This is a genomic window from Leeuwenhoekiella sp. H156 (assembly GCF_052218455.1).
GTDB classification, from domain to species: Bacteria; Bacteroidota; Bacteroidia; order Flavobacteriales; family Flavobacteriaceae; genus Leeuwenhoekiella; species Leeuwenhoekiella parthenopeia.
The window spans coordinates 3,638,778-3,660,087 of record NZ_CP197499.1 but is presented as its reverse complement, the minus strand read 5'-3'; the positions used below and the strand labels follow the sequence as shown (position 1 = coordinate 3,660,087).

General features: G+C 41.8%; 17 protein-coding genes and 2 pseudogenes. 13 read left to right on the top strand and 6 right to left on the bottom strand.

Annotation, left to right across the window (positions count from 1 at the left end; genetic code table 11):
- Positions 1-2: 2 nt before the first annotated feature.
- The 5 genes from ACSSS3_RS15455 to ACSSS3_RS15435 all read left to right on the top strand — a co-directional run bounded on the left by ACSSS3_RS15455 (position 3) and on the right by ACSSS3_RS15435 (position 3,517).
- Positions 3-743, top strand: a complete 741-nt coding sequence (locus ACSSS3_RS15455; protein WP_442845386.1) for a hypothetical protein — start codon at positions 3-5, stop codon at positions 741-743.
- A gap of 158 nt (positions 744-901) precedes the next feature.
- Complete coding sequence (locus ACSSS3_RS15450) at positions 902-1,414, top strand: TIR domain-containing protein (protein WP_442845385.1); 513 nt, start codon at positions 902-904, stop codon at positions 1,412-1,414.
- A 3-nt stretch (positions 1,415-1,417) separates the two neighbouring features.
- Complete coding sequence (locus tag ACSSS3_RS15445; RefSeq protein ID WP_442845384.1) at positions 1,418-2,302, top strand: DUF4231 domain-containing protein; 885 nt, start codon at positions 1,418-1,420, stop codon at positions 2,300-2,302.
- On the top strand, positions 2,278-2,901 hold the full coding sequence (locus tag ACSSS3_RS15440; RefSeq protein WP_442845383.1) for a toll/interleukin-1 receptor domain-containing protein: 624 nt from the start codon (positions 2,278-2,280) through the stop codon (positions 2,899-2,901). The genes ACSSS3_RS15445 and ACSSS3_RS15440 overlap by 25 nt, the downstream gene beginning before the upstream one ends.
- 193 nt (positions 2,902-3,094) lie before the next feature.
- Entirely contained in the window at positions 3,095-3,517 is a 423-nt protein-coding gene (locus tag ACSSS3_RS15435) for a hypothetical protein (RefSeq protein ID WP_442845382.1), read from the top strand.
- A gap of 92 nt (positions 3,518-3,609) precedes the next feature.
- On the opposite strand, the pseudogene ACSSS3_RS15430 reads toward ACSSS3_RS15435, so the two are convergent.
- A pseudogene (locus ACSSS3_RS15430) lies at positions 3,610-5,206 on the bottom strand (IS1182 family transposase).
- 233 nt (positions 5,207-5,439) lie between these two features.
- Between ACSSS3_RS15430 and ACSSS3_RS15425 the strand changes: the two are divergent.
- The 4 genes from ACSSS3_RS15425 to ACSSS3_RS15410 all read left to right on the top strand — a co-directional run bounded on the left by ACSSS3_RS15425 (position 5,440) and on the right by ACSSS3_RS15410 (position 8,106).
- The gene (locus ACSSS3_RS15425) at positions 5,440-5,955 is read left to right on the top strand and encodes a hypothetical protein (protein WP_442845381.1); all 516 of its coding nucleotides are present in this window, start codon (positions 5,440-5,442) and stop codon (positions 5,953-5,955) included.
- A 245-nt stretch (positions 5,956-6,200) separates the two neighbouring features.
- A complete protein-coding gene (locus ACSSS3_RS15420; protein ID WP_442845380.1) occupies positions 6,201-7,340 on the top strand; it encodes a cytochrome-c peroxidase in 1,140 nt (379 codons plus the stop codon).
- A gap of 163 nt (positions 7,341-7,503) precedes the next feature.
- A complete protein-coding gene (locus tag ACSSS3_RS15415; protein ID WP_442845379.1) occupies positions 7,504-7,743 on the top strand; it encodes a hypothetical protein in 240 nt (79 codons plus the stop codon).
- Between the two features lie 9 nt (positions 7,744-7,752).
- Complete coding sequence (locus ACSSS3_RS15410) at positions 7,753-8,106, top strand: SMI1/KNR4 family protein (protein ID WP_442847433.1); 354 nt, start codon at positions 7,753-7,755, stop codon at positions 8,104-8,106.
- A 282-nt stretch (positions 8,107-8,388) separates the two neighbouring features.
- On the opposite strand, the gene dnaK is transcribed toward ACSSS3_RS15410, so the two are convergent.
- Both dnaK and ACSSS3_RS15400 read right to left on the bottom strand, forming a co-directional pair.
- The gene (gene dnaK, locus ACSSS3_RS15405; protein WP_228231801.1) at positions 8,389-10,305 is read right to left on the bottom strand and encodes a molecular chaperone DnaK; all 1,917 of its coding nucleotides are present in this window, start codon (positions 10,303-10,305) and stop codon (positions 8,389-8,391) included.
- 341 nt (positions 10,306-10,646) lie between these two features.
- Positions 10,647-11,861 (bottom strand): annotated as a pseudogene (locus tag ACSSS3_RS15400) (cystathionine gamma-synthase family protein).
- Between the two features lie 181 nt (positions 11,862-12,042).
- On the opposite strand from ACSSS3_RS15400, the gene ACSSS3_RS15395 reads away from it, so the two are divergent.
- From ACSSS3_RS15395 to ACSSS3_RS15385, 3 genes are all read left to right on the top strand, one after another.
- Positions 12,043-12,504, top strand: coding sequence for an Lrp/AsnC family transcriptional regulator (locus ACSSS3_RS15395; RefSeq protein ID WP_442845378.1), 462 nt, complete (start codon positions 12,043-12,045; stop codon positions 12,502-12,504).
- A gap of 9 nt (positions 12,505-12,513) precedes the next feature.
- Positions 12,514-13,203 (top strand): CPBP family intramembrane glutamic endopeptidase, encoded by a 690-nt coding sequence (locus ACSSS3_RS15390; RefSeq protein ID WP_442845377.1) that lies wholly within the window; start codon positions 12,514-12,516, stop codon positions 13,201-13,203.
- A 95-nt stretch (positions 13,204-13,298) separates the two neighbouring features.
- Positions 13,299-14,303, top strand: coding sequence for an alcohol dehydrogenase (locus ACSSS3_RS15385; RefSeq protein WP_442845376.1), 1,005 nt, complete (start codon positions 13,299-13,301; stop codon positions 14,301-14,303).
- Between the two features lie 351 nt (positions 14,304-14,654).
- On the opposite strand, the gene ACSSS3_RS15380 is transcribed toward ACSSS3_RS15385, so the two are convergent.
- Both ACSSS3_RS15380 and ACSSS3_RS15375 read right to left on the bottom strand, forming a co-directional pair.
- Positions 14,655-15,935 (bottom strand): Y-family DNA polymerase, encoded by a 1,281-nt coding sequence (locus ACSSS3_RS15380; RefSeq protein WP_442845375.1) that lies wholly within the window; start codon positions 15,933-15,935, stop codon positions 14,655-14,657.
- On the bottom strand, positions 15,932-16,303 hold the full coding sequence (locus tag ACSSS3_RS15375; protein WP_442845374.1) for a S24 family peptidase: 372 nt from the start codon (positions 16,301-16,303) through the stop codon (positions 15,932-15,934). Before ACSSS3_RS15375 ends, ACSSS3_RS15380 begins: the two co-directional genes overlap by 4 nt.
- Before the next feature lie 116 nt (positions 16,304-16,419).
- Here ACSSS3_RS15375 and ACSSS3_RS15370 point away from each other — a divergent pair, with 116 nt between their 5' ends.
- Positions 16,420-17,853, top strand: coding sequence for an L-serine ammonia-lyase (locus ACSSS3_RS15370; protein WP_442845373.1), 1,434 nt, complete (start codon positions 16,420-16,422; stop codon positions 17,851-17,853).
- Here ACSSS3_RS15370 and ACSSS3_RS15365 read toward each other — a convergent pair.
- On the bottom strand, positions 17,850-21,236 hold the full coding sequence (locus ACSSS3_RS15365; protein ID WP_442845372.1) for an ankyrin repeat domain-containing protein: 3,387 nt from the start codon (positions 21,234-21,236) through the stop codon (positions 17,850-17,852). The two genes, ACSSS3_RS15370 and ACSSS3_RS15365, sit on opposite strands and share 4 nt — an antisense overlap.
- Positions 21,237-21,310 lie beyond the last annotated feature (74 nt).

Genomic DNA, 21,310 nt, shown 5'->3' with positions numbered 1-21,310 from the left:
AAATGAATTATAAAACAGGTATAACACAACCAGTTGTGTTATACGTACGTTCTACACCATTTAAAAAAACATATCGATTGAAAAAAACACTTCTGATTTTAGCAATTATAATTGTATCATCTTGCAATTCGCAGTCTAGAAATGAAATGAAAATTTCAAAGGAAGAAGTTGTTGACAACATCGAAATTTTACGAAGTGCAGGTTTTTTTGAAAACTATAAAAAAATGACTGACTTGGAGGTTTTTGATACCATTCATTCTTTACGAAAAAAAAGGTATTCAGAAATTTTTGAAAAACCTTACGACCCAAGAATGGATTTAGATGCAATCCAACTTGCAGGATATGATAGAACCAAACTTCTATTTATCGATTTGGAGGCAGACGTTGCAATGGATAATAATATTTATGTAGAAGTAATAAAAGCATTTGGAATTCTGTCTAATAACCAATTTGAACCAACCGAAATAGAAGAAAAATGGAAGTCCGAAACTGGACCAATCGAAGTTTCTTTCAAATCTGACAGCTCGTTTATTAAATTTAAGCCAGAATACCAAGATGACTGGCTTCACGAAAGTGTCTTTAAAATTTGCCAAGAAGAGTTAGAACGTAAAAACATTCGAATTGCGGACTGTTTGTCTGATGACGGATACGGATATGGACAAGCTATTGCAATTATGAGATTAACAGAAAAGGAACAAAAAGTCCTAGAAAAAAAACTGAATTGGAAATTTACATCGGAATAAAAACGGTGTAGAACACTGTATAACCGCAATTACGGCGGATTCGAATACGTCCGAATCCACTCGGAATTCCTAACGCCAGTGCTAAACCGAAAATTAACGATATTAATCCGTAACTGCGTTTATACGAGACCGTTGGCAACAAGCTAAAAAAACAAGAAATGGGACATAAAAACAAAACATACATAATTTTTGACGGAGATAATGACAAATGGGCTTATGCACGAATGAAAGGCTGGAAAGCATTGGAGCATATCGATTTTGATTTCGAAAATGCTCACGATGAATACACTCTTACAAATAATGCTAGTAATGAAGATTACATCAAGGGTAAACTGCGAAAAAGGTTTCAAAATGCAAGTCAGGTAATTGTCCTAGTTGGTGAGTCAACAAAAAATTTATATAAATATGTCAGATGGGAATTAGAAATTGCTCAAAATTTGAATATTCCAATAATTGCTGTAAATCTCAATGGAGATAGAAAACAAAATAGCAATACTTGTCCGCCAATTATCAGAGATACATATGTTGTTCATATTCCATTTAAAATGAGAATAATAAAATATGCATTGGATAACTTTCCTTCTGAGTATAGAAAAAGAACTACAAACAGCTCAATAGGTGGAAGATATTATAACGATTCAGTTTATTCGACCCTTGGCTTAAATGACTAAATAATGGAAGAAAAAGACTTTCCTGGATTATATCAAGCTTCAGACGCTGCTTCATTAAAAGCTCAAAAAAGTTATAAGGGAATAATAGCCTATGATTTAATTTCAATGATTATTGCATCGGCACTAGCAATATATAATTATCAAGATACAGAACCTAAACTATGGATTTATGTGATTTCTGGGATTTTCCTTTTGGTCAGTTTTACATTGACTTTAATAATTCGAGCAAAGAAATTTGAAGACACTTGGTATCAAGGTAGAGCATTAGCAGAATCTTGCAAAACTTTAACTTGGAGATTTATAACCTGTGCAGAAAGTTTCGAAGTAGACCTTGAAAAAGAAGTTGTGAAAGATAAATTTATATCAAGACTAAAGGAATTTAGCAATGAATTCAAAGATTTAAATGAATCTTTAAATGCTAAAACGATTGTACTTCCAGTAATAACAGAAAAGATGTGGGAAGTTCGTAACTTAAATACATTAGAAAGGAAGGACTTCTATATTCAGAATAGAATAAATGACCAGAAAGATTGGTACGCGAATAAAGCAGAGTTTAATAAGAAAAAATACAGTAATTGGTTTTTAGTAATAATTATATCACAACTTATTGCAATTCTAAGTATAGCATTTTTAATAAAATTTCCAGATTCCAATTGGAATTTGGTTGGTTTTTTCACAACAATATCTGCTTCAGCTTTAAGCTGGCTGCAACTTAAACAGCATCAAGAATTAAAACAAGCCTACACAACAGCAGCACAGGAATTAAATTTTATTCAAGCTTCATTTGGCAATGTGAATTCAGATAATGAATTAGCTGAATTTGTTTTGGATTCAGAAAACGCAATATCCAGAGAACATACACTTTGGCTTGCTCAAAAGAGAAAATAATGGTTAAAGGGTATAACAAAGCAGATGCCTTTGACAAACTTTATTGGTTATTAGAATCAAAAGAGATTAAGGAAAGACCTTGTGTTTTTCTTAGTCATAAAAGAGAAGATAAAAATGAATGCAGAAAAATAGCAGAGTATCTAAAAGAAGCTAAAATTGATTACTATTTAGACGAGTTAGATAAGGATTTACAACAAGCAGCTGCTCAAGGTAATTCAGAATTAATTACGGAAAGTATAAAAAAAGGAATTAGAGAAAGTACGCATATGTTAGTTGTTGTTTCTGAGAAAACATATAAATCTCAATGGGTTCCCTTTGAAATTGGATACGGACATTCTGCAATCTTGGACAAAGGATTACAAGAAGGAATCAAAGAGAATAAAATTAAACTCTCAGTTTTAACTTTGAAAGATATTTCTGAAAAAAATCTTCCAGATTATCTTCAAGTTGCCTATATCATAAGGGGAACTAAAAGCTTAAACAATTACATTTCTAAAGTTACTAATAGATTAGAAAAGTCGTTAATCAATGAAACGAGATTGTTCTCAAATAACCAAATGAATCACCCATTAGACGATGTTTTAAATTGGAAATTGTAAAAGCCAGTTGCCAACAACGTATATAAAAAATAGCGGTTAAGTCGCTTAAACGAAACAAAATGAATAAATTAAAGGTCATTGTTAAACTGAAAAGTTAGTGCGTAAAATCCGCTACTTTTCATATACAAGACCGTTGTGCAACATTTGACCAAAAATGAGACTATTCCGATTTTTAAAGAAAAAACTGAACAAGTTGGATAACATTCCAGAAGAAAAACCGGCTGAAAAGATTACGGAAAAAACTACTTTGGAAACTGAACGAAAAGCGGAAAAAAATACTGAAAATATTAACCGAACAAATTGGACTGGTGAGAATTTCGAGTTTTTAATAACAGGAGTTGATAAAATTCCAGACGAGAAATATGACATAATAATGACACCGAATTCATTTGAATGGAAAAAAGTAATGAAAGACGACTGGCCTTATTATGTTGTTGGAGATGATGAGTTTAGTTTTTCGTGGGAAATGCCCGGAATTCAATTCACTTTTAATAATGAAGTGAAATATGAAAAAGCAAAAAAGATTGCGGACGAAATTATTGAGAATATTAACTCAATCGGACAGAAAGCGGAATTAATAATTTTGGAAAAAAATAAAATTTACCGATTTGAATAAAAAACGTTGCACAACAATGGTAACCGTTGCACAAGTCCATAATTTCTAAAAAAATCAATCTATTTAAACTGCTTTTAAGCGGTTTTCTAGTTTTAGACCGTTGATAAACATTGGAAGTTAATGTGCGTTAGAGTTGATGTAAATGCTTGTTCTACGGTCGTTTTTACTCTAAAATACAAGCCGAGCATCCCTGCCCCACTTTTGGTACGTTTTTCAATAAACTTCAGGTACTTTTTAATGTTGTAGGCAATGGCGGCAAGCTGCATACACTTGTTGGCCTGCTTTAATCCTATGGTATTTACCTTTCTTAACCCCATAAACTGAGTCAAGGTACCAAAAACAGGTTCTACCGTGCTTTGGCGCTTAGCTTTCATATACCGGCCCTGTGGGCTTTCTACCCGGGCGATGTTACGCTGGTATTCTGCCCGATAATACGTGACGCTAAACTTTTTCTCCTGAGCACTTTTACCCAGACAGCTGCTGCGTATGGGGCAATCCATACACACATGTTTGCGGGCGCGGTATTCCTTCTTGCGGGTATCCGTTCTGTAATCGTTGAACTCCTTGGTAAACGGGATTATTTTGCCCTTTGGGCATAGGTAATGATCTTTATTTTCAACATACTCAAAGCCTTCGGGACCGCCTTTAAATGTGCCGTGAGCAGGTATAAAACTCTTGATTCTCTGACGCTCTAAAAATGCATAGTTTTCGCCGGAGCTGTAGCCCGTGTCTGCAACACAGTTCTCCCAGACCAGACCCTGCTGCCACAGGCGGCGCTTTACACGCTTTACAATATCGGGCAATTGCTGGTTATCCTTACCGTCTGCGTGATAAGCTTTAATGTCGGTGATCACATGATGACCCGTATCTACACTTAGCTGGCTCAGGTAATTGAGTTTTCTGGCCTTGCCCGGTTTCACACTAATACGAGCGTCAGGGTCAGTAGGACTATAGTGGGTTTTATTGCTGGTGTATTTACTGCCTTTGTTACCAGCGCCGGGTCGCTGGTCCTGATCTTTGCTCCAACGCTTGTTGCGGGTAGTTATAGCTTTTAACTCCTGCTCATTAGCGGTTATGCTGCGCTGGTCTTTATTTGATTTATCCTCTTTGCTTTTGCGAAAAGGCTGCTCTTTATCCATCGTACTGATGTGACGAACCCTGCGCAGGTGAGACTCCAGTTCTTCCTCAGGCACTTTAAGTTCCAGAGTGTCCATCGAAGCGTTGGCCTTTACCGGGGCGCTGTCAATAGCCTGGGTATGACCGCTCACCATACCTGCTTCTACACAAAGAATGAATACTTTTGTAAAAACCGATTCAAACACCTCTTCCGGGAACAACTGACGCGTTCGGCTGATGGTGGAATGCCAGGGTAATTCTTCATCAATATCATAACCTATAAAATACAGGATATCAAGTCGCATACTACAGTGCTCGATAAGCTTGCGGTCGCTGATGATGCCTGCCTGCCGGCAAAGGCAGGTTTTCTAAATAACCCACTAGGCAAAGTTTGAAAAACACCACAGGATCTATACTCTTTTGACCGCTGCTGCCATAAAAGCCGCGTGTAAGATCATAGAGAAAATCTAAGTTTAAGGCTTCTTTCAATCGACGGTAGAAATTAGTAGCCGGTACCCGCTCACTAAGCTGAAAACTATTGAAGAGCTGTTCTTGATATACTTTTACTTCGATAAACTCAGCACAGGTTTTCCTTGCATACCGTGAAATTACAACTCAATTGTAAATTACAGGTAAACCGTATGTTAGCTTTTTACTAACTTGTGCAACAGGCACACCGTATATAATTTATTGCTAGTTCTAGCCTACTTACGAAAATCCTCGCGGATTTTCTATTCGGCCTGTATTTGCTAAATTAGGTGCTTAAACCACGCAACAAACCATATACAAACACGTTAGCCACTATTATGAAAAAACTCAAACCTATATTGACAATTTTAGGAATTGCGATTGGAATATTTCTCATTTTAGGTTTTGCTAATAGTTTTTTTGGATGGTATGGATATGAAAAATGGAAATATAGAAGGGCAACACGCGGAGATTTCGCAGAATCCAAAGGACGTGATGTATTCGTCAAAAATTTGGAATTTGAATTTACACCAAAAAATGATTCATTAAAGTTCAATGCATTCATAGAAAAGGGATTTATTTATGGAAAACATTGTGCTAAAGAAACTGACTTAATCAAAAATAAAACGGATTTTCCATACCAAGTCTCATTTTCGCAAAATGACACTCTCAATAAAGTTACATTTGACCTTTTAACAATTACGGAAATGGATTCTCTAGACAAATTTACTGTCTATTTGCAAAAACCAAAACTAAAAGACACCATATATTTAAAAATCACAAGATGGGAGAAAAAAATTGGAACTGACTCAATTGGATTTATTAAAATTTGGGATAAAAATAACAGTGGCTAACAACGGTAACCGTTGCACAAGTCCATAATTTCTAAAAAATCGATCTATCTAAACCTCCCGAAGCCTCGGGATAGAGCGCTTTTCTAGTTTTAAAATGTTTAGGAATACGTAACTCACACAAAAGTTTTTCCAGATCTGCATCCCAAATAAGCCCTTATTAAACCTTTCAAAAATTTTAAAGTCCTAACAGAGAAACCTCAACCTGTCAAAATATGGTTAATCTGAATTTTAAACCGCTTCTGTTCGTGCTACTCGTTGGTTTGGTTTCCTGCAGTGATGATGAAAACTACGTTCCCATTGAGGCTAAAATCATTAATCTTCCCGAAGAAGCCTTCGATTATATCAATCTAAACTTACCCGGTCATTTTACAACCAATGTCCCGGGACAGCCTTTACCCACATCCATAAACGGGTTAGACAATACCCCAAACGATAATCCCATAACCAATGAAGGGGCAACTTTAGGTCGCGTGCTTTTCTATGACAAAAAATTAAGTGCTAACGGGACTATCGCCTGTGCTTCGTGCCATAAACAGGAAAACGGTTTTTCAGATGATGCTCGGTTAAGCCCTGGCTTTGATGGCGGTCTCACGGGTCGCCACTCTATGACTTTGATCAATTCAAGATTTTATCAACGCGGACGTTTCTTTTGGGATGAACGGGCAGGTACTTTAGAAGAGCAGGTGCTTCAGCCCTTTCAAGACCCGGTTGAAATGGGAATGACTTTAGAACAGGTCGTAAGCGCAGTTCAGCAACAGGAATTTTATCCTGAATTATTTGAAAATGCATTTGGCGATCCCGAAATTACCAGTGATAGAATCTCAAGAGCCTTATCTCAATTTGTTCGAAGTATCGTAAGCTTTTCGAGTAAATACGATGAAGGAAGAGCTTTATCCAATTCGCCCGGAGCAAATTTCACCAACTTTACAGATGAAGAGAATTTGGGCAAAAACCTATTCTTTCAAACCATACCCAATGGTGGTGGCGCTTGTTTTGGTTGTCATACCACAGAGGCATTTGTAAGTGCAAATCCGGGGCCGCAAAACAATGGCCTTGATTTGGTAACAACAGATTTTGGTGCCGGCGCTGTTTTTACCAATCCCATTTTTGAGAGTCGTTTTAAAACGACAAGCCTTAGAAACATTGAGCTTACAGCACCCTATATGCACGATGGCAGATTTGCAACCCTGGAAGAAGTTGTGGAGCACTACAACAGTGGAATACAGGCGCATCCTACCCTGTCTGCAGCATTAAGGGATGATAACGGTAATCCTGTTCAACTCAATTTTACAGATTCTGAAAAAGCGGCTTTGGTAGCCTTCTTAAAAACATTGACAGACAACAGCGTTAGCTCCGAAGAAAAATGGAGTGACCCATTTCAATAAAATAGCGTACAACGCTATAAACACGCAATTACGGCTTCCTCAGGCTTCGGGAAGCTATGTCCAAATCCATTTATAATTACTAATTTATATTGCTTAGCCGAAAATTGTTAATTTCAAACACGCAACTGACGCGTATACAAGAGTGTTGTGCACAATTTTTAAAATGACCGCAAATAACAAACTAACTTTCGGAATACTATTTTTTTTGCTGTCTTGTGGAGCTTCAAAGAATTTGGAAAAACAGACCTCAAATCAAACAAGTGAAATGAAAAAAATACTGACTGATTTATTCCAAAAGTCATTGAACACGAGAGACACTAATTATTTTACTCCCGAGCAAATAAAAAATAATTGGATTGGAAATCTTCCAGCAACCCGGAAAGAAATTGAGGAAACGGAATAAAGGCTTGTAATTAAATTACCTGCTTATTACAAAGAATTTCTAAAAATAGCCAACGGATATCCGACTTATAATGATGCAGTTGAACCGAGTTTTGAGAAAATAAGTGAAATTCAATATTTAAGAGATTTTGATCCAGAAACAATTCAAATTTGGATAAAAACTGGTAACGCTGAAATAGGAAAAAAATTAAACCAAAGCATAATTATTGTTGGAAAGCAAGAAGAACAATGGTTTCTTTTAATACCGCCAATTGACGAAAATGATAACTGGAAATATTGGAAATTTGCAAGTTGGATTCCGGGAGAAATTGAATATAAAAATCTGACAGAATACTTTTTAGACACATCAAAGGGAATTGAATGAAAACTGTACAGAACAACGATAATCGTTGCAAAAACCTGTAATTCTCATAAGATCTCAATTAGTTAAACCTCCACCTCAAAGGCTTCCACTCCATTTTCCCCATAAAAAAAACCCGATGCTATCCGCATCGGGTTTTCTAATTAAAGAAGCTACTGTTTACACTTGAGCAGTGCTTTTTGCTTCGCTTATTTAAGCTTATAAACTTCTGTGGTAAAGATTCCAAAACAAGTTTGGGATAAGTGATTCACACGCATTCGCCTGGAGGCGAATGCGGTTCTCTGCTTACTTCACCTCTTCAAAATCTACATCTTCCACATCGCTGCTGGCGTTGCCTTCAGCTTTGCCTCCGGCTTGTCCTGCGTCAGGTCCCGGTTGTGCACCACCCTGAGCACCTTCAGCCTGTGCTTTATAGATCTCTTCAGAAGCAGACTTCCAGATTTCGTTTAAGTTGTCTAATGCAGGCTGCACTTTTTCAACTTCTCCGGTAGCATGTGCTTTCTTCAATTCTTCAAGAGCACCTTCAATTTTCGATTTGTTATCGGCAGAAAGCTTATCGCCAGATTCTTTCAGAAGCTTTTCAGTCTGGAATACCATCTGATCGGCCTCATTCAATTTATCTACACGCTCTTTGGCTTTCTTATCTGCTTCAGCATTAGCTTCCGCTTCCGCTTTCATCTTTTTGATTTCTTCTTCGGTAAGACCTGAAGAAGCTTCAATACGGATGTCCTGTTTCTTACCGGTCGCTTTATCTTCGGCACTTACTTTAATGATACCATTAGCATCAATATCAAAAGTTACCTCGATCTGTGGCGTACCGCGCTGTGCCGGTGGAATACCGTCTAAGTGGAAACGACCAATAGTCTTGTTATCGTTCGCCATAGGACGCTCACCTTGCAATACGTGGATTTCCACACTTGGCTGATTGTCTGCCGCGGTAGAGAATACCTGAGATTTTTTAGTAGGAATAGTTGTGTTGGCCTCAATTAATTTGGTCATCACACCACCCATAGTCTCAATACCTAATGAAAGCGGAGTTACATCAAGTAACAATACATCTTTCACATCACCGGTAAGTACACCACCTTGTATCGCAGCACCTACAGCAACTACCTCATCAGGATTCACACCTTTACTTGGTTTTTTACCAAAGAACTTCTCAACAGCTTCCTGTACTGCAGGGATACGGGTAGAACCACCTACTAAGATGATCTCGTCGATATCGCTCTTAGAAAGTCCGGCAGCTTTAAGTGCAGACTCACAAGGCTCAATCGTTCTGCGTACCAGATCGTCAATCAATTGCTCAAACTTAGAACGGGTTAAAGTACGCACCAGGTGTTTTGGTCCGCTGGCAGTAGCCGTTACGTAAGGCAGGTTGATTTCAGTTTGGCTTGAAGATGATAATTCAATCTTCGCTTTTTCAGCAGCTTCTTTAAGACGTTGTAAAGCCATTGGGTCTTTACGCAGGTCCATATCTTCTTCTGCTTTAAACTCCTCAGCTAACCAGTTGATGATTTTGCTATCTACGTCATCACCACCCAAGTGCGTGTCACCATCTGTAGCCAATACTTCAAATACACCGTCACCCAACTCCAGGATAGACACGTCATGCGTACCACCACCAAAGTCAAATACCACGATTTTCTGATCGCTGTCTTTTTTATCAAGACCGTAAGCCAAAGCCGCAGCAGTAGGCTCATTGATAATACGCTCTACTTTAAGACCTGCAATCTCTCCGGCTTCTTTAGTTGCCTGACGCTGCGAGTCATTAAAGTAAGCAGGTACGGTAATTACCGCGCCGGTCACATCCTGACCTAAATAATCTTCAGCAGTTTTTTTCATTTTCTGAAGAATCATTGCAGACAATTCCTGCGGAGTATATAAACGACCATCCACATCTACACGTGGCGTATCGTTATCTCCTTTTACTACTTTGTATGCAGAGTTATCTACTTCTTTAGAAGACTCGCTAAACTTGTTCCCCATAAAACGCTTGATCGAAGAGATCGTTTTGGTTGGGTTAGTAACCGCTTGTCTTTTTGCAGGATCCCCTACTTTGATTTCGCCACCTTCTACAAATGCAATTACCGAAGGTGTAGTTCGTTTTCCTTCACCGTTAGGTATTACCACAGGCTCGTTACCCTCCATTACGGCAACGCACGAGTTTGTAGTACCTAAGTCGATTCCTATGATTTTACTCATTATATATAATTTTAAGTGTTATTAAATTTTGTTCGCACACTTAAAGTCAATCTTTGTGCCACCACAAAATCACTGACAAGCTGTCATAATTTCAAGTTGGGCAAGTCAGCAATCGCCAAAAAAGGGCGCTTGCTGTCGGGCTATACGCTGCAATCTTGTGGGGCTAAAGACCCCACAAGGATTTCCGCTGCTATCCCTCTTGCTTAATTAGGCGAGAGATTTTAGATATCATACTTGAGACCTGAGAAGAGTAAAGAACAAAGAGAATAGAAAACAGAGAACAACAAATCCCATAGTGTGAACAGCCATCTTCAAAAAGAAGAAATAAAAAACCGAGAACCCTAAACCAGACTCAGTGCATTTTCGATATCGGCAATAAGATCTTCCTCGTGTTCCAGACCTACAGACAGCCTAACGAGGCGCTCATTGATACCCATGAATTCTTTCATTTCAGGATCAAGGCCCACGTGCGTCATCGTGGCGGGATGTTGCCCCAGGCTTTCGGTGCTGCCCAGACTCACCGCCAGTTTTACCAGTTTAAGACTGTTGAGAAATTTAAAAGCTTAGGCCTCTTTACCTTTTACTTCAAAGGCAATCATAGCTCCGGGAGAAGTGTACTGTCTTTTATACAGCGCGTAAGCTTCCGAACCTTCCGCAAGGCAGCCCAGATAATGCACTTTTAAGATTTTAGGATGCGTCTTGAGATACGCGGCGACCCGCTCTGCGGTGTGTGCCTGTTGTTCCATGCGTACTTTTAGAGTTTCCAGACTGCGCAACAACAACCAGCAGGTGTGCGGGCTCGCCATATTCCCTAAAAATGTACGCAAGACCTTAATGTTTTGCATAACCGCAGCATAACCCAGCACCGCCCCGGCAATCAGGTCGCTGTGTCCGCCCAGATATTTGGTAGCCGAATAAATCACGATATCTGCACCGTGCTCTAGCGGACTGCACCACAACGGCCCCATATAGGTATTGTCAGTCGCCAGGTGTACCTTTTTGTCACTCCTGCTGTAGCGGTCTGCCAGTCTTCTGCACATCGCGATATCAATCAGCTCATTGGTGGGGTTAGCGGGGGTTTCAATATAAATTAAGCTCAGCTTATGGGCTTTACCGCTTTCGTCAAGCAGTTTGGCAATATCCGCCTCATCCTGATCGGGTCTGAAACCAATAGCCTCTACTCCTATTTCATTTAAAAAATGATTGATAAAATGATCGGTTCCGCCATAGGTAGGTCGGCTGTAGAGCAACAGATCACCGGGCTTTAAAAACTCGAGCATCACCGTGCTTATGGCAGACATTCCGCTTTCAAAAACCGCACACTGCTCTGCCTTATCCCAAAGCGACAATCGGTCTTCAAGAATCTCCAGATTGGGATTATTGATGCGACTGTAAATAAGCCCCAGTTCTTCCTGATCTGCCTTTTCACGTAGCCCGTAAGCCACTTCAAAAAAAGCCTTTCCGGCTTCTGCAGTTTTAAAGACAAAAGTAGAAGTTTGAAATACCGGTGGTTTGATCGCACCTTCAGAAAGTTCGGGTTTGTAACCGTGGGTCATCATTAAGCTTTCGGGATTCATAGGAGTCTAATTTTAATTGTTTGGTAAAACTACCAATAACCAGACTCAGATTTGGAATACTTTAAAAAATCCATAATTTTTCCTATTTTTAAAAATAAAACAGGAAAATAAGAACTAATCTCCCATATCCATAAGTGGTATAACGGAAAAATTCCCCTTTATGAAACTCGACGACACCGATAAAAAACTGCTTGCCATCCTGCAGGAAGACAGTAAAACCCCAATAAAAGACATTGCGTCTCACCTTAATCTGACTAAAACGCCTATTTACGAGCGTATCAAGCGTTATGAGCAGGAAGGTATCATCAGCAAATATGTTGGCGTACTCGACCCGTCTAAGCTAGACACGGTTATGGTCGTCTTTTGCTCCGTTTCTCTGGAAAGTCAAAAACTGGACGCCCTAGAGTCTTTTGATAAAGCCGTCGCAGACATTCCTGAAGTGGTAGAATGCTATTTGATGGGCGGCGCTAACGACTTTTTACTAAAAGTGGTGGTTAAAGATTTACAGGCGTATCATACCTTTTCTTCCGGAAAACTGGCCGCTCTGCCCAATGTTTCTCAAATAAAAAGCACCTTTGTATTAAACGAAGTTAAACGTGCAACGGTCATACCCTTGTTCTAAACCCTGCTTGTGCCGGCAAACCTACATTCTTCTTCTAAAAAACAGATTTTATACCGCAGCCTGCTGTGGCTTTTTGGTTTGTACCTGCTTATAGCTCTGATCAAAACACTGCTTTCCACTATGTTCCAGGAAGTAGAAACTTCCGGCTATTCGCAAAGCGGAATCACCGAAATGCTGCGCAACAATCCCTTTAAAGCAGCAGTGATGATACTCATCGTCGCACCCGTAGTTGAAGAATGTATGCACCGCAGCCTGCTAAAACCCTCGCATCTGGATGTCATACTCTTCTGCTCCTCGTGGATCGTTTACGCTACCAACCTGTTTATCCCTGAAGACGTAAACTGGCTGTTACGAGTCTTTTTTTTGTTCATTTTTCTGGGCTGCCTGACGTATATCGGCGTTCAGCTTTTCAATCCCTATAAATTGCGGCATTTACGGGTTTGGCTCACCAGGCACTACAAATGGATTTGGATAGTCACATCGATAAGCTTCGGATTGATGCACATCACCAACTATGTGGCTGTTTTTACCCTAAACCTTCCCTTATTTTTCAATATTCTGCCGCGCATTGCTTCGGGTTTCATCTTTGGTTACATCAAACTTAAAAACCGGCATATCCTGTGGTCAGTCGCCGCACACGCACTAAACAACCTGGTTCCGTTTATCATTCTCGTGCTGCTCTATCAACTGAATTCGTAAGCATTTCGCTTTGCGCCATCCTGCTTTAACAAAGCCTTGACGCATAATAAGCAAGGGGTTTTGTACTTTGTAAGTAAACCAAAAAAAATATATTTATGAAGGCGATACAAGTCCCTAAACCGGGTGCCGACTTCAACATTGTTGACGTTGACATCCCAACCCCAAAAGAAAATGAAGTATTAATTAAAGTAGAAGCCTGCGGTATTTGCCACAGTGACAATATGGTAAAGGAAGGACACTTCCCCGGTATTGAATATCCACGGGTACCCGGTCACGAGGTCGTAGGTATTGTTGATGCGGTAGGTAGCCATGTCAAACAATGGAAAAAAGGACAGCGTGTGGGTGTAGGCTGGCATGGCGGGCATTGTTTTGAGTGCGAGCCTTGCCGCCGCGGTAAGTTTATCAACTGCGAAAATGCCAAAATTGCGGGTATCTCCTACGATGGCGGTTATGCCGAGTATATGACCGCTCCGCAGGAAGCCATCGCAGCCATCCCCGAAGAATTAAAGTCGGAAGAAGCTGCTCCTTTGCTTTGTGCCGGTATTACGGTGTACAATGCGATGCGTAACAGCAATATCAAAGCTGGAGACGTGGTTGCCGTTCAGGGAATAGGCGGTTTGGGTCACCTGGCTGTTCAGTATGCGAACAAAATGGGCATGCGCACCGTGGCGATTTCTACTTCCGAAGACAAGAAAAAACTGGCTCACGATCTGGGGGCGCATCATTTTATTGCCACAGACAATCAGGATGCGGTTGAAGAATTGCAAAAACTGGGTGGTGCCAAGCTTATTGTCGCCACAGCACCACACGCCGATGCCATTACTTCAGTAATTGACGGTCTTGGCATTGATGGCGAACTCATTTGTATTGGTGCAACCGGCGATCCAATAAAAGTATCTCCTATGCAATTGCTTATGGCCCGCAAATCGGTTTCCGGATGGCCTAGTGGTACTGCCATTGAAAGTGAAGACACGCTTAATTTCAGCGCCCTCACCGGTACCAAACCGATGATTGAAACCTTCAAATTTGATGATGTGGAGGAAGCTTTCAGTAAAATGATGAACAACAAAGCTCGTTTCCGCGTGGTTTTGGTTCCTTAATTCAGATTTAAATCTAATATTTAAACGACCGTCCGGTATATTCCGACGGTCGTTTTTATGTTATTTAAGGTTCAAGATTTAAAGTCCAAAATTCAAGGTCTTCCTTCAAACTTCCAGATTTTATATTCCTGATTCTAATTTTACTTCGCATTGCAAACCGACTAATACGATTTCTCCCTAGCGGTCGAAATGACTAGAGCATTCAAAATTGAAAATTCAAGATGAGTTTGTATTACTTATTTCTCATTTCTCATTTCTCATTTCTGATTTTGTATTTCTAATTTCCAATTTTGTCTTTTGTCTTTCGTCTTTCGTCTTTTCTCTTTTGTCTAAAGTCTCACATCTACTATCTCAAGTCCAACCCGCATCAATCGTAAGCAGCTCACCCCACTGCGTGGTATACCGCGGACTACGATCCTTTTTAATCAATTCCCACTGATTCATTCGGTTACCTACCAAAGCCGAAGACACCGTTGATTTCCCAAACTTCTGATTGATCTTGTCTATGGTTTTCATCAGATCAGACCGGCAGGCCGGGATTTCGGCATCAAACAAACTGGTCTGCACATATTCCTGAGGGATGAGTCCGCACAGGTTCACTCCTACTTTTTTATAGCGGTAACCGGGTTTGTAGATGCTGTGCAGAGCCTTTTTGGCTTCCCGTGTAAGTATATAGGTATTGTTTGAAGCAGTGGGCAAAGTGACCGTCACACTCTTAGAATACTGCTTGTCACGCTCGCTGTGGTAATTGGTTTGTAAAAACACCTGAACGTACTGCGCACACGAATTTTGTTTGCGCAACACTTCGCTTACCTCAGCAATATAATAGGCACAGGCTTCTTCAATCAGATCGAGACTGGTCAGTTTAGATCCAAAGGATTTTGCGGTACCAATGGCCTTTTTAGCCCGGGGCAGCATCTCGAGTGATAGGCAGGATTCGCCCCGCAATTCCCGCCAAATGCGCTCACCAACCACGGTCATATGTTTACGCACCCAATCTACCGAAACCTCGTAAGCAAAATCATAGGCCTTAAAAATCCCCCTGTTGTGCAATCGCTGCCGGTGCTTTTTCCCGATTCCCCAGATGTCTTTGAGTTCGGCCGCCTGGAGTGCCTCTATACATTTCTCCTGCGTGTCCAAAACACAGACGTGGTCATACTTCTTGATTTTTTTAGCCATTTTGTTGGCCAGTTTCGCCAAAACTTTGGTGGGTGCGATCCCCACACCTACCGGTAAGCCCGTATGCCTGAAAATAGTTTCCTTGATGTTTACACCGTGCTGGCGCAGATCTACAAAACGCATATTCGACAGATCTACAAAAGACTCGTCAATACTGTAAATCTCTACCTGCGGCGAGAAGAGTTTCAGTGTATTCATCACCCGCTGAGACATTTCGCCATACAGGGTATAGTTTGACGAAAAGAACTCAACCCGGTTTTCAATCAGCAGTTTTTTGATTTTAAAAACCGGTTCAAACATAGGTATTTCGGTAAGGGCTTTGGCTTCTTTGTTGGCCGCGATCACACAACCGTCGTTATTGCTGAGCACCACCACAGGCTTGCCCCACAAATCAGGCCTGAAAACCTGTTCGCACGAAGCGTAAAAACTGTTGCAATCTACTAAGGCAATCATGTGACATCGTGAATTATAAACGTAATCATTCCCCAAAGCGTGAGTTCGTCCCGGTCTTTAAGGTTTGAGGCCAGACGTTCGATTTTAAAGTTACCGTCCTCGACCACAACGGCCAACTTCCCCACGCGTGCAGGTAGCGAGCGGTCCACAATAAGCACATCCCGATCCAGGATGTGGTGCTCGCGATACCCATCGCCCTTTACCCGAATAAAAAAGGTGGCATCCCGGTTTTTCGTAAGTATACGATTAAGGTCAATACGACTTTCAAGGTAATGCGTTGCCGGACTCGGAAAACCGGTCTGATCTGAGGTTCCGGCCTGATGAACCTCATCGGGTACTGTTATTGGGGCTACAAAATCAAATTCCATAATTCAAAAATATGGAAATAATCCATTTTAATGGAAATAATCCTGTTAATTAACAACCTGTAGAAACAGCGCTGAGCTCTTCAAAAAAACCTAACTTAGCGGCCCAAATTGAAGTTATGCGTAAGATTGAAAGCATCAGTGTTTTTGATATGTTGAAGATAGGCGTTGGTCCTTCAAGCTCTCACACGCTCGGTCCCTGGCGGGCAGCAATGCGGTGGATTGAGAAGCTAAAAGACAAAGGTCACTTTGATCAGGTAAGCGAAATCCAGGTAGAACTTTACGGCTCTCTCTCGCTCACCGGTAAAGGCCATGCTACAGACATAGCCGTTTTACTGGGTCTTGAAGGTTTAGATCCGCAACAGTTTCCGGTGGAAGAGATTCCGCAGATTACCGAACGTATTCAAAATAAAAACGTTTTGTTGCTCAATTCGGAGCGGGAAATCGCCTTCAACCCTTCTGAGCAAATCGTTTTCAATAAAAAATTTAAAGAGTTTCACCCTAACGGAATCACGTTTCGCGCACAGCTTTCCAGCGGAAAACGCACTTCAGAGACCTACTACTCCATCGGCGGCGGCTTTGTGGTTCAGAAAGAACGTTTAAACAGTAAAAAGCAGCAGCAAAAACTGAAAGAGTTTCCCTATCCTGTTCAATCGGGTAAAGAACTTTTGGCGTTTTGTGCGGAACACAAGCTTAAAATTTCGGAGCTGGTTTTGGCTAACGAAAAATCCCTGCGCAGTGAGGAGGAAATCAACTCACGCCTGAAAGACATCTGGAATGTGATGCTCGATTCGATGTACACGGGTTGTCACACCGAAGGAAAGCTTCCGGGTGGTCTCAACGTTCGCCGAAGAGCCTTTGATACACATAAAACCCTTATTGGCGACTCGTCCTACTCCAACGCCGAAGAGTGGATTACCGCCATTCGCGGCACCGAAGTGAAGTTCAGACAGATTCTGAAATGGGTTTCCTGCTTTGCACTTGCCGTTAACGAGGTAAACGCATCGCTGGGCCGTGTGGTTACGGCGCCTACAAATGGTAGCGCCGGGGTGATTCCTGCCGTGATGATGTATTATATGGTGATCGAAAATCACGATGCCAATTTTGAAGATGTACGCCAGTTTATGCTGGTTGCCGGTGAAATTGGTAGCCTGTTTAAAAAAGGAGCGACCATCTCGGCAGCGATGGGTGGTTGTCAGGCCGAAATCGGCGTATCGAGTGCAATGGCAGCCGGTGCACTCACCGAATTGATGGGAGGTTCTCCCGAGCAGGTGCTTATGGCCAGCGAAATCGCGATGGAGCATCACCTGGGGCTTACCTGTGATCCTATTGGCGGACTCGTGCAAATTCCCTGTATTGAACGCAATGCGATGGGTGCCATTAAAGCTATTAACGCCTGCGAAATGGCTCTGGACACCGATGCCCGTAATGCGAAAGTACCTCTGGACAAGGTGATTGAGACCATGTGGCAGACTGCCAAAGACATGAATTCTAAATATAAGGAGACCAGTGAGGGTGGCCTGGCGATTAATGTGGCCATGAGTGATTGCTAGCGCACACTTGTAGTTTTCAGCAATTGACGCATCTCGCGGTCTTCAGCATAATCGAGTACGCTTTGACGCTTTGAGGTTCGCGCTTCAGGCAGGGCGCCAAGCCGCAAAAGGGTTTTAACCGACTCAGCACCATCCATTCCTGCTTTTGCAGCCCAATGCAATGGGGTTTCTCCGATCTCGTTCCTGGCGTTTACATCAACACCGGCTTCCACCAGCTTTTCAATAAGACGCACATCACCGTCATCATAGCGATACGCTACAAAATGCAGAAGCGAGTTGGCCTCGTTATCGGTCACCGTAGGATCGAGTCCCGCTTCAATAAGGGGTTGCAGCGCCTCGTTAAAATGGGCTTTTACGGCGGTGATGAGATCCTGATTTTGGGGTTTGGCACCCAATTCTAAGGCCAGTTTTAAAGCTTCAGTATTTTTTACTTCAAAAGCCGCCTGCAAAGCATAATCAGGATTTTGAAGTTGTACTATCAAATAACGTGTGGCCGCCGTCAGCTCGTTCTTAACAGCGTTGAACAGGAGGCTTTTGGTAATCAATTCTGCATCTGCCTGTTGTAAGAGATTGAGTGCCAAACTGTCCTCTTTGGTGTCTAAAGCGGTACGCAAAGCAGTAGCATCTACGCGGGCGCCATAGGATAGGTTTTGATCTATCAGTTTTTGATTTTTAAGCTGAATGAGATCGAGCATAATCGCATCAGGATCAATTTCTTTGGTATCTAAAAGCACTCCGGCCAGCGCAACATTTTCGGCCTTAACCGCCCTGCGTATGAGCTCGGGGTTTTTAACCGAAGCCCCCTGCCCTATTAAAAACTGCGTGATGGGCACACTGCCAATACTCACAGATTCTTCAAGTGCCGTTTGTGGCCTCGCATCATTGGTAACCAAAAGCTTAACCAGCTCTAGGTTTTCATTACTTGCAGCCAGTGCCACCTGCGTATCGGCATCGACCTCATTCTTATTCTTTTTAAGCACATAAGCCGAAAAATCCAGATTGTTAGCCGCTACCGCCTTACTCAACGCAAGCTGCGGATTACCGGAAAAGTCATCCAAAGCGTCTTGAAACAAATCGAAATCCTGGGTATTCAATGCATACTCAAAAACAGGGTCTGCCTGCGCTCCTTTTTTAAGACTGAGCCTAACGGCCGGCGTATTTTTTTCTAAAATAGACTTCGATAGCGCGAAATTGGCCGAACCACCGGCGTCTAAAGCTAAACCTAAAAGCTCCAGATTGTCATTTAAGATCGAACTGCTTAACACCGCATCGGTAACAGGGACTTTCTCCTTTTCCAGAAAATAACGGAATAAAGAAGTGTCACTGGCATCTGCAACCACTTCGAGCGCTTCGGGAGAAGCCGGGGTTACCGCTTTAACGCGGTCAATTACCTCCTGATTTTTAGTCCCGGTAGCCAGCTTCAGAATGCGCGGGTCTGCAACAGCCCCATAATCAATAAACTTTTCGGTAAGGGAGGTGTCTGCATTGGTAACCGCCAGAGCGAGCATTTCGCCATCTGCTTTAAATTCGGCATACTCCAGACTCATCAATGCTTTAGTCACTTCATAATTATTGAGTTCTACAGCAAAGGCCACATCATTATTGCGCGGTTCTGCACCTTCACGCAGCAGTGCGTAAATCACCTCGGGCTCCTGATAAGCCACCGCCTTGTAAATCATATTGTTTTTTGGCTTAGCGCCCCGCTCCAGCAAGGTGAGTGCTTTCGCTTTGCTGAATACCTCAGGATCAAAAGCCACATCCAGATCTTCGGTGGTGGGTTGTACTCCAAAATCAAAAATGGTATTGAGCACCTGCGCATCGTCAAAGTTTTGAACAGCCGCTTTTACCACGGCCTCAGTTCGCGTAGAAACCCCCTGAAAATACAAATCCCGCAACAAATCAAGATCTCCGCGGGCCGCAGCCGACACTACTTCTGAACTCAACGCATAATTATAGGAGTTGGGTCGCGAGCCCAGAGGCTGCTGTGCTTTTTGCTGCTCAAGACTGTAGGTTATTTTAAACACATCGCCGTCAATGGTTGTAATTTCCACTTCTTTTTGCACCACTCCCACCAGGGCATCTTTAAAATACGCGTGGGCTTCGGGCGGACCGGATACAAAAAGACTTGTGCGCCCCTGCCCTTTCTCGAGCTTTTTGGTATCATCCCAAACACTTACGTAAGCCGCTTTTAATTCTTCCGGTGAAATCGTAAAATCCAATACTTTATTTAATGTAATTTCTTCATCGGTGAGCAGGGTGTTAAGGTCAATACCCTGATATTCGATCAAAGCTGTAGTACGCATAGGTTCGCCACTGGCATTAAAGCTGCCGTAGAACAAATCGCCGATGTAGTCTGTGCCTTGCTGCTGTTCAGCCTTGCCTTCGCTGGCTTTAACAATCGTATGTACCTTTTGCCGAAACTGCAGACTGTATTTTTTAAAAAAGTCGGAGGTTTCTTCCTGCGCCTGCCAGGAAACAGACTGCTTTTTAGCACGATCTATCGCAGCCTGAAGCAGGTAGCGCCGGTGATCCAGATCTGGAACATCGGGAAAGTTTTTAGTAGAAAGCAAATTAGTAAGCTCGACCAGATTGGCATCTAAAATCACAGCATTGGCTTTGGTCACGGTCTGCGCCCAGCGCTCATCCCAGATTTCATTGACATCACCTCCGCGTGTAAATCGCTGAGGATGACCCAGGTTGATATACGGATTGGTAAGCGAATCGCCGCGTTGTTGCCGCCCAACCTCTTTTAAAAGTTCTTCTTTAAATGCGTCTTCGGTATAGGGCGAATTGATAAAATCTGCATTGCTAACGAAGTTTCGGGTAAGAAAAATTCCGCCATAGGTCACATGATCGGTGTAATGCGTGCCAAACCAGGAGATAAAACCTTCGGGCGAAAGATCTCTGCCCAGACGTTTCACCGCATCTGTAAAAGCTTCTGAAAGCGTATTGTTTGAAAGGCGTAAATCGTAGAGCGGTACTTTCCGCAGGGTATAAACAAAAAGGAGTTTGTCTTTTTGCGCAGCATCAACATTGGTGTTGTAAGCTTTGGTATACTGTGCCGAAAAAGCCCGGTCTGAAGTATCGACCTGAAGAATTTGTTGCTCAAACTCCTGCGTTGTGTTGAGCAGGTAGTAATTAAGACTTGAAGGTGTTTGAGTTTTTAATTTTAATGCTGAAAGTTTCTGGTTTTTAGTTTCGGCAAAAACCGAAAAACCCCGGTCTGAAATCACTGAACTTTTATCCAGGTCAAAACCATCTGTAAACCGAATGTCAACCGTAAAACCGGGCTGTAAGGATGTAAAGTCTTTCGCTTCTTGCGAAAACAGCTCTGAAACTGAACAGACAGCCAGAAAAATAAAGAAACACAAGCGTAGCCCCACTCTTAAAGTTGGTTTTAAAAATTATTAAAATAGGGGAACTTGCTAAGGGAGTCTGAAGATAGGGAATAGTTCTA